The organism is Cognataquiflexum rubidum, from assembly GCF_022538115.1.
In the GTDB taxonomy this organism is placed as follows: domain Bacteria; phylum Bacteroidota; class Bacteroidia; order Cytophagales; family Cyclobacteriaceae; genus Cognataquiflexum; species Cognataquiflexum rubidum.
Window position 1 is genome coordinate 40476 of the sequence record NZ_JAKZAL010000029.1, and the last position, 14071, is coordinate 54546.

At 39.4% G+C, this 14071-nt stretch carries 3 protein-coding genes; all 3 read right to left on the minus strand.

What is annotated here, in order from left to right; all coding sequences use genetic code 11:
- Positions 1 to 302: 302 nt before the first annotated feature.
- The 3 genes from MMU05_RS21230 to MMU05_RS21240 all read right to left on the minus strand — a co-directional run bounded on the left by MMU05_RS21230 (position 303) and on the right by MMU05_RS21240 (position 13881).
- Complete coding sequence (locus MMU05_RS21230) at positions 303 to 5186, minus strand: LamG-like jellyroll fold domain-containing protein (RefSeq protein ID WP_241143663.1); 4884 nt, start codon at positions 5184 to 5186, stop codon at positions 303 to 305.
- 605 nt (positions 5187 to 5791) lie between these two features.
- A complete protein-coding gene (locus MMU05_RS21235) occupies positions 5792 to 12532 on the minus strand; it encodes a fibronectin type III domain-containing protein (RefSeq protein WP_241143664.1) in 6741 nt (2246 codons plus the stop codon).
- A 266-nt stretch (positions 12533 to 12798) separates the two neighbouring features.
- Positions 12799 to 13881 (minus strand): hypothetical protein, encoded by a 1083-nt coding sequence (locus tag MMU05_RS21240; protein ID WP_241143665.1) that lies wholly within the window; start codon positions 13879 to 13881, stop codon positions 12799 to 12801.
- Positions 13882 to 14071 lie beyond the last annotated feature (190 nt).

Consider the following 14071-nt stretch of genomic DNA (forward strand, 5'->3'; position numbering starts at 1 on the left):
GAAAACCAATTTCGTGCTCCTAATGAACTGAATGACGCTTATTGTTACATTATTATATTATTTTGCCACTTGTATTTAGGCGTATATTCATAATTTTTATTATGGATTATTGAAAAAAGGTTCAACTTTAAAATCAATTTACAGAATTGTTCATAAAGTTCCTATATCAATCGATTCCACTTCAATCAATAAAATGTTTTTATAACGAAAAAATCTCTAGGAAATCCTACTTTTTAGAATTTCCTAGAGATTCATTAATTCTCAAATATAAAGGAATAGTTGGATTCTAGAACTAGAATAATTTATTGTTTAATAAACTTGAGTATTTTACGGTTGATATTATCTTGAATTATTATTATATAGGCACCCATAGTCATAGAATTGGAAGGAAGATCAATTATGATCTTATAATCCTCGACATAAACTGTTTTTTCAATGACCATCCTGCCTTGGGGATCCAAAATATTAATTTGAACATCTCCTTTCTCCACCCATAAATTAGATACGTTTATTTGGTCTGTTGCGGGATTGGGGTATAAAACAAGCTCAAGGATTCCTGCCTCATTCTCAGGGGTCTGAATCAATTTGTCTTCGGTAAAATTGTTTTCAATGCCTGGCTTTAAATGTTTTTCACTGTCTAGATTACCCAACCGCATGGCATTGCTGGCCAACATCAGATTCTGTATTTCAGCTAGGGTGAGGGCAGAATTATAAATCCGTAAATCATCCATGCTTCCTGTAAATCTTTGAATGGATCCCATAGCACCAATAATTAAATCGCCTGAGGTAGTTCCGATTTGAAAAGGATTTAGGTACGTGGTGCTGATGTTTTCAGACCCATTGACATACACTTTACTGGTTTGACCATCAAATGTTGCTGTCAAGTGCACCCATTTTCCAATATCCCCGGTGTACTTGTAAGGTGTCCGGATCCTGTAAGCAGTTCCGCTGCTGCCACGATTAAGGCGAAATTCAATTGAACCTTCATTGTCAAGCCACAATTCAAATCCATTTCCAGCTGCTTTGCTGACAATCGTGCCCCTGTGCAAGGATGATGGTCTTATCCAAACCGATATGGTCATGGCATCCTTTATTTCCAAACTTGGTTGATGTGGGGCTATTGCATACCTTCCCGACCAACCGTTAAGGTTGACACCAAGATTTATTTTGCCATCAGACCAAGTGACTGCCGATGAATTTAGAATAGTAGCATGGTTGTTATTGCCCGAACCATCTAAAAACTGTGAACCCAAACCCTCATCCATTTTCCAATACCCACGCAGCTCAGTTGATTGGAGGGAAGGGTTAGAAAGAGGCGTCTCGTCCATCAGCAACAGAATCTCATTGCCGCTGAGTGACCTGTCATAAATCCGGAGTTCATCCAGTTCTCCTTTCCACCTTTGATTTGTCCCCATGGCACCAATCACCAAATTCCCGGAAGTTGTATTGATAGTAAATGGTGCGTAGTTGGAGGAGGAGTCTTCTTTCCCGTTGATATACAAACGGATTGTACTTCCATTAAATGTGGCAGCTACATGTATCCATTTTCCTATCAAACCGGAATACTGGGTTTTAGAACGGATTCTATATGTTGTCCCATTGTTAGTCCTGTTGAGGCGGAATTCAATATATCCGTCAATGTCGAGCCACAATTCATAGCCCTTTCCGGCACTTTTATAAAAAATATGCCCTCTTTGCAATTCTTTAGGCTTAACCCAAGCAGCCAAAGTGAGTGAACTGGACATGCCCAAGCTGGAATGATGGGGTGCATTGCCAAATCCACCGGACCAGCCGTTCAAGCTGATAGCCCTGCCTGACTTCCCACTTACCCAAGAAGCATTGGAAGTATTCTGTATAGTGGCGTGGTTGGTATTTCCTGAACCATCCAACATCTTATTTCCTCCGTTTTCTTCCATTGCCCAATGCCCTACGAGACCTGAAGTAATCAAAGTCTCTGTGGAACCGATGCTGAAATTCCATATTTCAGACCATGCTGAAAGAACCGTTCCATCTATCGCCCTTACTCTCCAATAATAAGCATTCCCACTGGTCAAAGTCGATAGGTTGAAAGTCGTATTTGCTATAGTTTGATTTTGAAAAGTAACAGTAGCAAAATCAGGGCTGGTCGAAACCTGAAGATGATAGGCATCAGCATTTGTAACAGAGCCCCAAGAAAATCCTATTCCAGTGTTTTGAAAGTTGGATGCCTTTTGCGGTAGCAAAAGCGGGGGGGGGCTGAGGTTGATATTTCCATTAACAGTTGAAAAGGACCTTATATCGCTATAAGGGCCACTGCCTGACGGATTTGAAGTGCGTACTCTCCAAAAATAGGTTTTATTGGCTTCCAAGCCATCTACAATTAGGGAAGTACCTGTTATGGAGCTTTTAGAGAAGGCCAAATTGCTGAAATTGGATTGTTCAGAAATATCCAATCTGTAAAACCCTGTATTGGGTTGGTTTTCCCATTCAAAAAGAATAGAGGAAGATCCCACCACAGCAAGGTTCGTAGGACTGATTAATGAAGCTGGTCCCGGAATGCCGGAATAGCTTGCTGTCCGCACTTTCCGTGTTTCAGAAGCAGGACTATTTCCTGCCTCGTTGCTTGCAATTACCCTCCAATAGAACAGGGTATTGCTTGGAAGATTGGAAACGGTAGTAGAGTTATTACTCAGGTTACTAACATTGGTAATCAAACTCGAGAAAGAAGACGAATTGGAAACCTGAAGTCTGTAACTTTGCGCTATGGCATCATTTTGCCAGGTAAAGGTAATTTTAGTATCAAACACATTGGCACCATCCTCCGGTGATATTGCTTGTGGTTTTTGAGGAGCATTTGGAAATGGGTTCGTTGAAAATTGGTTGATACCTGAATATTTCCCTACCCCTGACCTATTTTTTCCGCGTACCCTCCAATAGTAGGTAGTATTGGATTCGAGGCTAGAAATACCAAAAGATTCACCGACGACACTATATTTAGATAATATCACATTGGTAAAATTGTAATCCTTAGCTATCTGAATATCATAACTGTCCGATTTAAATTCCTCAAGCCAAATAAATTTAATATTGGTGGGTGAAATATTTACTTTGTTTAGAGGACTAACTGCGACTACAGCTTGTGGAGGCGTAGATTTGCTGAGGGTATTGAAAGTGCCGATATTAGAATAACTTCCAGTACCTGAACTGTTGCTTGCCCTTACCCTCCAATAATAGGTTGTATTTTCTGATAATTTGGGTGATTGGTACTCGGTAGCATTGATGCCCCCTTGATTTAATAAAACCGTTGAAAAGCTAGAGGAGGTGGAGATTTGAATTTGGTATGTGTTGGCATTGGGGACATTTGCCCATTTCATCAAAGGACTAAGGCTGATATCCTGCTCCTGAGTATTTGGGGAAAGTAATAGGGTTTTTCCCGGGGCAATACTTTTGCTGTTCGTTTTAAAACTTTGTGTAGGAGAGTAGTTGCCGTTTCCAGAACTATTGCTTCCCCTGACCCTCCAAAAATAAGAACTGTTGGCATCCAATTCCGGGTAAACCAAACTTGTGGTTGTTGTATTGGAGATAGTTATAACTCCTGAACTAAAGGAACTGCTTTTTGAGATTTGAAGGCTATATTTCGAGGCATTGAGTAAAGGTTCCCAGACAAAAGATATTTGAACAGGACTGACAGTTTCGTTTGTTGCAGGCAATAAAGGTTTAACGGCAGAAGGAACCCCGGGATTCTGAAGAAATAGAAGTTCTTGAACAAGACTATTGATATAAATTTCAATGTTGGTGTAATAGGGACTGAGGTCAAATCCTTTATCATCTGCTGTCGAGGGATTCAGACCCTGTGCACTTTCCCAAGCATCAGGCATCCCATCCCCATCAGTATCGGTAGGTGCCGGCAAAGTTTTAAGACTAGGCCATCCCCCCACATTGCTTTGGCTATCTATAATTCCCAATAGACCTGTTCTAGATCCTTTGTGAGTGAAGTTTCCATTGCGCGTCTCTTGTACAATCCTAGTATCTACTGCATCTCTTGATAAACTTGCTCCAACAAAATCCAGGACAAAATCAAATGCGGCATCAGCGCTTCTCGTTTTTGAATAAAGGCCTTCGGGAATGGGAAAAGGAACCAAATCACCATTTTGGTTTTTATTTTTCAACCTTTCCAAATATTTGGTCGTCAGATCACTAGTTTCTAGACGTACCCCTGACCACTGGTTGGTATTAATCAATGAACGACCTACCACTACATTTCCTTCTAAATAAAATTTCCCATAAGTGTTGGGATCACCATTACTTGAAGTTGCCCAAAAAAAATTCTGATCAGCCAATTCATTAGATGGCCTGGCTTTGGTTGCAGGCCCCGGCTTAAAATAGTTGTTATAAAAATTTGCTTTTGCTGAAACTGCATTGTTGCTTGGTCTTTTTTCCCAGTTATAAATTACATTGTTTCTCAAGTCAAATGTTTCAGATCCTGTTGTAATGCTAGGAACCCGCAACACAAAATGAGCCATTAAGTTGTTAAACATAGAGAAATTTTTGCCTCCTAAGAGAGAGCCAAAAGCATGGTCTCCTGTCAAATGAACAGTTGATTTATTTAATCCTTCCGAAATAATGGAGTTTTGTAGTGTTGCGTTTTCGCCTGAATAAATACTACAAGTTTCATCAATTCCCCAAGAAAAAGAACAATGATCAATGATCAGGTTTTTAACACGATTCACTTCAATTGCGTCTCCATCAACACCGGAAGTATCACCTAATCTAGATCGGATAAAACGGACAATAATATTATCTGCATCTTTAATTACAAAAGGATAATTCCTTAGGGTTATGCCATCTCCAGGAGCGGTTTGACCGGCAATTGTTAGGTCTCCACTTCTTACAATCAAATCACTTCGCAGTGAAATGGTACCAGAAACTTCAAAAACAATAATTCTTGGGCCACGCATATCAATAGCTTCTCTCAAGCTTCCGGGGCCTGAATCATTGAGGTTGGTGACCTTAAGTATTTGTCCCCCCCTTCCTCCTGAAGCGAATTTCCCAAACCCTTCTGCGCCGGGGAAAGCTACCGTCTTATTGATTTGAGGATCAAAATCTGATGGAGGGTAGGATTGGGAAAAAGCGGAGGTTGAGAAGAGGTAAGATTGAAATAGAAAAAAAAATAGAATAATTGTTAATCTTTGGCTTAAGATTGTCATGGCTTACAATATAATAGGGCTTACAATAAGTTTACAGTTTTCGCTAAGGCACCTTAGTAAAACATAATTTTTTCTGTTGCAAAAACATTGCCAAAAATTATATTCAGATAAAATTTGAAGATTAATCTTGTGTGTATCCTTGATATTGCATACAAAACACTATTTTTTGAAAATTCATTCCTAAGATGAATTTGTCTTTTTATTAACAGTCGAAGAAAATAGTCCAAATAGGCTATGACCACAGATAAGTTATTGATTGTGATTTTATGGCTAAAATGCGGGGACCTTCTTAACTTTATTTTGACAAGGGCTACAATTTTGTCAATTGAATTAGAAGCCATAAAAAAAACGATTTTTATGTTTTGCTTTAATAATTAACTAAATTAGCAATTTTTGAGCCTAGATTTATCCCGATACTCAGAATTATTTTGGGTCTATACTTCTTCAAAAAAAATCATACTTAATGTAAAAACGATATAAAAGAGTTTCTTCAATTGATGATACGGAGAAAAGAACCTGCCTTTTCTCCGTATTTATTAATATGAGTTGAGATTTAAAGAAAAATATCCTAACGGCTTCTTTTTTTCCGTTTTCCTTGTCCCACCTTAGTGTTTAACCACCCTCTTACTTTCCAACACCCCAAAACCTTGGACCTTGATGACATAAATTCCGTCTGGGAGTCCTTGTGGGAATTCAAGGGTGATGCTTTCTTTTGGATCGGTAACTTCACTTTCGAAAACAGGTATTCCTTTGCTGTCGAAGATGGTAATGGTCACTTCTCCGGCTATTGGCCTTGAAAAATCCAGGTTAATTTTGTCTGTAAATGGATTCGGATAGGTTTTGATCGTGATAGGGGAGAATTTTGCCACAAGCAATTTCTTGTCTTTTCCTATTTCAAACTTCCATATTGCCGACTCACTGGATGGCCGTTTTCCATTGGCAGTTACTTTCCAATAGTATATTTTTTCCCTTTCAAGGCTATCCAAAGTGAATTTGGTATCCAAGATTTGAGAGAAACTCTTCACATTGGTTTTGAATGTACTGTCTGACGACACTTCCAATTGGTAATTTTCAGCTTCTGTCACGGCTTCCCATACAAATGCTATCGAAGTGGTATCTATCACAGCACCGTTAGCTGGACTTTTCAATATTGGGGAATCCAAACTTGGAAGCGGTGCAGTTATAAAGTTCCAAACTGCCGAATAGGGGCTGGTACCCACTATATTTATCGCCATAACCCTCCAAAAATATACCTGATTCGGCTCCATACTTTCAAGTGCAACAGTGTTGTTGGTGATTGAATTGCTGTTAAACACAATTGATTGGCTGAAATTGGAAAATTTAGAAACTTGAACCTGATATCTTTCTGCGTCTAAAACAGGTTTCCATTCAAGGGTTATGTTATCAATAGTCAAAATGGTGCCTGAAGTCGGGCTGACCAATATTGGTGCAGTCGGAGCTTTGATAGGTTTTTCAGTTGTAAATTCCCAAATTGGCGAATACGCACTGTTTCCTGCAAGATTGGTAGCCCTCACCCTCCAATAGTAGGTAATTCCTTCCTCTAGGTTTTGGATAGTCAAGGAGGTCTCCAACAGATTACTGTTATCAACGATGTTTTGAGAGAAATCCTTTGATTTTGAAACCTGCAACCTATATGAATCAGCACCTGCCGCAGTTTTCCACATCAATTTCGGATTGACTTCCAAATCGTTTTCCCCATTACTAGGACTTTCGAGCACCGGGATATCAGGAATTCCTAATGTTTCAAATTTCCAAATTTCAGAAAACTCACTGCGCCCGCCCACATTGGCAGCAAATACCCTCCAATAATAAGTTACTCCTTTATCTAAACTATTGGTTTCAAATGATTGTGCCTGAATATTGGACACATCAAACTGCATCAGGGTAAAGCTTGCATCTTTGGAAATTTGTATGCCATAGACTTCTGCACCTTCCGATTTGGTCCAAGTAAATACTGTATTACCCGTCAAACCAACACTTTCATTTTCTGGCCCCAGTAAAATTGGAGCGAAGGGAGGATTGATTTTCTCTTTTGTGGTAAAGGACCAAATTGGAGACCATCCGCTCACCCCTGCAGTATTGGAAGCCCTTACCCTCCAAAAATACTTTGTTTCCTCTTGCAATCCTGACACAGTAAACTCATTTTCAGTAAGGGCAAAGTTGCTGGAAATGATGGAACTGAAATCCTGATTGGTGGAGACCTCTATACCATACTTATCCGCCTCGGAGATGAGTGCCCAGGTTAATTTTAAGGTTGTGGCTAATCCGGTGTCTTGGTCGGAAGGACTTTCAAGTGTAGGAGCAATTGGGGGATCAAGCAAAATTCTGGTTTTGAAACTCCAAATAGAAGAAAACCCACTACTCCCTGCCTCATTGCCTGCACTAACACGCCAATAATAGGTCATCCCTTCCTCTAGGTCGTTGATTCTTAAAGAATTGACAGTCACCGAAGCATTGTCAAGGAGAATAGTACCAAAATTACTGTCTTTGGATAATTGAACCCTGTAAGTCTTTGCGCCATTTACCAATGTCCATTCTAAATTGGGAACAATGGAAATCTCTTGAGCCGCATCAGAAGGACTAAGGAGAATGGGGATGTTAGGAATTGTTATCGGTTTGACTGTTCTAAAAGTCCGGACTGATGAATAGGGACTGTTTCCTGCCGAATTTGACGCCCTCACCCTCCAATAATAGGAGGTGTCTTCCTCTAGTCCGGAAACCGTAAATTCATTGGTTGTCAATGTTTTATTGTCAATAACCAAAGTGCTAAAATCAGGATTTTTTGAAACCTCCAGTGTGTATCCAGTTGCTGTGGTGACTGCATTCCAGGTTAACTTCAGGGTGGTTGCCAATCCAGTCGCATTATTGGATGGACTGGTCAAAACAGGAGCTGTTGGAGGAATCAAAGCTAGCCTTGTTTGAAAGCTCCACACAGTAGAATAGCTGCTGCTGCCTGATTCATTGGTAGCACTTACTCTCCAATAATAAGTTACGCCATCCTGAAGGCCGTTGACTTGAAGTGAATTTGAGGTTACCGCGGCATTGTCCAGGGAAAGAACGGCAAAATTACTTTCCTTTGAAATTTGCACTCGGTAGGTTTTTGCCCCAGAAACAGATGTCCATTGTAATCTTGGTGAAACCGAAAGGTCTTTTGCGCCATTGGAAGGACTTAGAAGACTCGGTACAGCCGGTATTGGAATAGGTCTGATAGTTCTAAATGTCCATACAGTGGAGTAGGGGCTTGTTCCTGCAGAGTTGGTTGCCCTAACCCTCCAATAATATGGGGTATCTTGCTGCAAACCTGAAACTGTAAACTCGTTAGAGGTGAGGGAGTTGTTGTTCACCACCAAAGAACTGAAGTCTGGGTTTTTTGAAACCTCAAGACCATAAGAATCTGCATTGGATACGGCTGTCCATGTTAGTTTGGTAGTAGTGGCAATGCCAGTACTTTTGTCAGCGGGACTGCTGAGTTGTGGGATTGTAGGCACGACAACTTTCTGACCAATCGTAAATCTGATCTTGAGAGAGGTTCCTCTTGTTCCTCCAAGATTGGGTTCTGAAAACGGAATTGCTTCTAGGATATAGTCTCCCATTCCAAGCTTGCTGCCCTGGTAATCGCCATCTTTATCTCCATATAAGGTATAGGGGGCAAAATTTTCAGTAATGGAGGAATTGCTTGGACCTGATAATTGGATAGAAACGCTGCCGACAGAACTTGGGTTTGTTTTGGCTGTGAAGTTTAAATTCACCCCCTGAAGTACATTGATATCCAAAAGAGCGCCGTCCGTCAGTGGGCCAATTTCCAAATCCGAATCAGCATTGACCAAAGTAAATCCTGTAATGATGCCCGCCGGATTCATGACCGGAACAGTTATTTGGGAATTTGCAGTAAAATTTCCGTCCAAGGTTTTGGCACTGATCCTCGCAGAACCGCTTTTTACAGCCGTTACCAATCCTGTAGCACTCACGGTAGCAATAGTTGGATCTGAAGATGACCATGTCACTGCTTTATTGGTAGCATTGGTAGGTAAAACAAGAGGAGAAAGCTGCAACGATCTGGAAATCTCCAAAGTCGCTGTGGACGGACTAAGAGAAATTCCTGTAACAGGAATGGTTGTTGAGTTGGCCTTCGTCAAAAAGGTCCAAGAGGCTGAAAAATTACTGTTACCGCCTTCATTGGAAGCCCTGACCCGCCAAAAGTACGTCACGCCTGCCTGCAGGTTATTGACCTGTAAAGAAGTTGAAGTGACTGCTGCATTGTCCAAGAATAAGCTTGCGAAATTGCTTTCTTTAGAAATTTGGACACCATAAGTTTTTGCGCCCACTACAGCGCTCCATTGTAATGTTATGGAAGTGGACAAGTCTTTTGCGCCATTGGTAGGACTGACAAGAGTCGGAATAGCAGGAAGAGGGACAGTCTTTTTTGTCCTAAAATTCCAAACCGTGGAATAGGGGCTACTTCCGGCTGGATTCGTGGCTCTTACCCTCCAATAATACAATACATCCTCTTGTAAGCCTGAAATACTTACTTCATTGGTTGTTAATAACTTACTGTTTGAAACCAATATACTGAAGTCAGGATTTCTTGAAACCTCTACTGCGTAAGTCTCAGCATTGGAAACGGCAGACCAGGATAACTTTGGGTTTGTGGGAAGTCCTGTGCTGTTATTGGTGGGACTTGTCAAGGTTGGAGCAGTAGGGGCGATAACCTTTTGCCCAATCGTAAAACCAATTGAAAGAAGATTTCCTTTTGTTCCGCCCAAATCAGTGTCTGAATAGGGTATTGCTTCTAAGGTATAATTTCCTTCGGGTAAGATTTTTCCATTATAATTTCCCCTATTGTCCCCAAAAAGGGAATAAGGGACTACATTTTCTGTAATTGATTCACTGACAGGACCGGTCAATTTGATGGATACACTGCCAACGGTCGCAGGATTGGTATTAACCCGGATATTTAAATTGATCCCTTTGATTTGGTTAATATCTATAATTGTGCCGGTGGAAATGGTGTTGATATCCGAATCAGTATCTGCATTCACCAAGGTAAACCCTGAAATACCCAAAGGTACACTTGTGGAAACTGTGATTTGAGAAGTGGCGGTGAAGTTTCCATCCTGTGATTTTGCAGTAATATTAGCAGAACCACTTTTGATCCCTGTAACTAATCCGGTGGAACTAACTCCTGCAATGCTTGGATCTGAGGAAGTCCATGTGACTGTTTTATTGCTTGCATTCGAAGGGGAGAGGGTAGTGCCAAGTTGCAAAGTTTTAGAAATTTCTAAGCTTGCTTTTGTCGGGCTGATGGAAATTCCTGTTACTGGTATAGTTTCAGTGGTGTTGATTTTGGTGGTAAAAGTCCATGGATTGGAGAAGCTACTGCTTCCCGCATCGTTTGTGGCCAATACTTTCCAATAGAAAGGGGTTCCGGATGTCAGGTTTTTAATTTCTATACTAGGACTTGTCAAGTTATATATGTCATAAAGGATAGAGGAAAAGCTTTCATCCTTGGCCACTTGCACCCGGTAAGTCTTTGCTTCATTGACAGTTCCCCATTGGAGAAGCAGGGTATTTGACACATCCTTGCTTCCGTTTAGGGGACTGATTGGCTTGGGGATTTCAGGGATGGGCAGGGAGGTTACTGTTTTGAAATTCCAGATACTTGACCATGAACTTGTACCGTTGCTGTTTTTAGTCCGTACCCTCCAAAAATATTGGGTGTTGAGTTCAAGATTTTGAACAGAATGCTGGAGGGAAGTCAGATTCTCCATGTTGGTAACCAAAGCGGCAAAATCTTGGGTTTTGGAAACCTGAATCTGATAAGATTGGGCATTCGCAGCACTTTTCCATTTAAGGATAGAGTTTGTAGCCATGCCGGTTGCGGCATTGACAGGGCTTTCTAATTGTGGAACAGATGGGGGGGTGGTGGCATCAAATTCAGAAATATGCTTGACAAGACTGTTGATATAGACCTCAATATTGGTGTAGCTACTGCTGAGTTTATAGCCATTATTATCCGCCAAGTTGGGGTTCAAACCATTTTCAAGTTCCCAAGTATCCGGCATACCGTCACGGTCTGTATCCTTTGGAGCAGGCAAAGATTTCAATACCGGCCATCCTCCTACGTCGTTTTGAGAGTCGATGATGCCTAGCAGACCTGATTTTGAACCTTTAAAAGTGACTGTACCTGTCTTAACTTCCCGAATTAATCTTTCGTCAACGGCATCTCTAAACAAACTTGCGCCGGCGTGGGCCAACACATCTTCATAGGCAGCATCAGCAGTCAATGTTTGGGAATAGAGATCTGAAGGAACCGAGAAAGGTACTAGATTACCATTTTCGTCTTTGTTCTTTAAATCTTCTAAAAATTCCTCGGTCAGGGCGCTGGTTTCCAATCTTACGCCTAACCATTGATCATTATCAATTATAGGTCTTCCATCTAATTTATTTCCATATAAATAGAATTTCCCATAATCAGAGCCTGTAGGCCAAAAAAACGCTTGGTTTATATAAGTTTTTGGTGAATGGGCATTGGTGGCTGGTCCAGGTTTATAAAAGTTTGCAATAAGGTTTGCTTTTGCATTTGCTCCATTGTTAGTAGCTCTTAAATGCCAATTGTAAATTACATTATTCCTTAGATCTGCAATGTTTGAATTAGTTGCAATGCTAGGGACCCGAATCACAAAATGAGCCATCAAGTTTTTGTAAAAAGAAACATTATTTCCTCCCCAAATACTTCCATATGCATGTGGAAAATCTTTTCCAAAATAAGATGCATCATTAATTCCTTCTGCAATTATGCTATTTTGTATAGTAGTGAAACTACCTGTATAAACTGAACAAGTCTCATCTGTTCCCCAAGAAAAGGAACAATGATCAATTATTAAATTAGAACTACCTTGCCTAGCTTCAAAACTATCAGCCTCTATTTTTGAAACGTCACCTAGTCGAAATCTCATGAATCGGATTATTATATTATTGCTATCAATAATTCTAATTGGATGATTTTTTATGGTAATCCCATCTCCCGGTGCAGTTTGTCCCGCAATAGTTAAATTTCCACGCCTCACATTAATAGTGCTTTTTAATTCAATATTTCCCGATACTTCAAATACTATGATTCTTGGTACAGTTGCCTCTAAAGCTTCTCGAAGACTTCCAACGCCACTATCGTTGAGGTTTTTCACAATAAATACCTTACCTCCCCGACCTCCCGTGGTGTATTTTCCAAAACCTTCAGCACCGGGAAATGCAGGTAATTTTTCTTGTTGGGACCATGCAGAGGCTGCCATCAAAAGGCAACACAGAGTTAATACAATTGCTTTCATAACGAATAGGGCTCTTCCTTTCATGGGTAAGAAAGGAGGGGTGACTCCTGTGGAATATTCCTCAAGAGATAAGCTGATTAAGAACCTTGAAAGCTTGATGGGGTGATTAAGCTTGTCAAGAAATTAAGTTAAAATAAAGCTTGAATTTTAGGAATTAGACTTAAACTTCCAAAATAATATTTTACAAATCAGAAAAAGGGGGATGACATTCAAAAACATGTTTGTTTTAAACCTTTTAAAAATGTAGGTGAAATAAAATAAAAATGCTAACTCAATATGGATTCCTGAAACGATTTTACTTTTTTGTCCAAATGCAGATAAGCTTGATTAAGTTCCTGAAAGGCTTGTTTTCTTAATTGATTGAGCAACCTTTCATTTGATAATAATCCATCCACTTTTTGAATCAAATCAGCCCCATCCCATGAAATAGGCATATAGGTTTCCATTGGTTTGTAAACATCGGGCCAAGTAGTTATATGGGACATATCCGGTTTAATTAAGACAGCGCCACTAAGGATGGCTTCAAAGTCACGGAAACAAACTTCTCCGAAACCAAAGGGGCTTAAAACGGCGTCCACTTGTTTTATTTCATTTTGATATTGCTTACTGTCTAATTTACCTGCTAGAAATAATTTGTTACCTTCTATAATTTCCAGAAAAACCTTCCTTTGAATATCAACATGTTTTCTTTGAGGGTTAAATCCGAACCTTGCTTGACATTTATTGATCCGGTTTGGTTGGGGATTAAAGTTACGGGGGAACTTACCAAGAAACTTTCCTGAGTATTTAGGACCAAAAATCGGAAATAATATCCGTAGCAGTTTTGGATAACTTGAAAAATACGTTCCTACCCCAATATTCCAAGAAATCTCTAATTTATCAAGATTTTTATGATCTCCTTGATATTGTCCATTATATTTTGAATTAGAATTAACTTCGACTGGAAAAATGGAACTGTAATAATCAACAAAATACTTATTTCCATTGAATTTTTTGGTGTAAAATGATAAATCTGAATACAACTGTTTTTTAAAATACATATCGAAATGATCAAAGAATTTGAAGAATTGAATTTCCGAACCATCGAGGTCATCAAAAAAACAAACTTTTTTATACTTATTCTTTAAGGAAAAAATTAATTTTTCCTGTTGTTCGAAGTTTAAATTACCAAAGTACTTTGCAAAAATTACTATATGTTCATTTTTATCCTTGTTTAAATCAAATTTTCCACCATTTGAATAAGTAAAATTAGTTGCATTTTTTGATGTAAGGATCGGATAGAGAGAGTAGTTAAAGGTTATACTTTTACTATAATCAAAAAGAAGAGTTATTTTGTCTGATTTTTTCATAATTAAAACGTTTACAATTTTTGGTTATATTTAAGTTATCAGACAGTTTTTAAAATTCCAATAAAATAAAAATTTTTAATTTATTGAACTATAATAGGGATTATTATACTTTATATGATTATCCGCAATCATTCCAGTAAGGATAAATTGAAGCAATGATGAGTCTGTCAAAAAGCTTTTGACCGAAATA

What these genes read in the sequence shown, in the direction of transcription:
- MMU05_RS21230 (WP_241143663.1), bottom strand. Translation starts at nt 5,186, where the DNA reads ATGACAATCTTAAGCCAAAGATTAACAATTATTCTATTTTTTTTTCTA.
- MMU05_RS21235 (WP_241143664.1), bottom strand. Translation starts at nt 12,532, where the DNA reads ATGAAAGCAATTGTATTAACTCTGTGTTGCCTTTTGATGGCAGCCTCT.
- MMU05_RS21240 (WP_241143665.1), bottom strand. Translation starts at nt 13,881, where the DNA reads ATGAAAAAATCAGACAAAATAACTCTTCTTTTTGATTATAGTAAAAGT.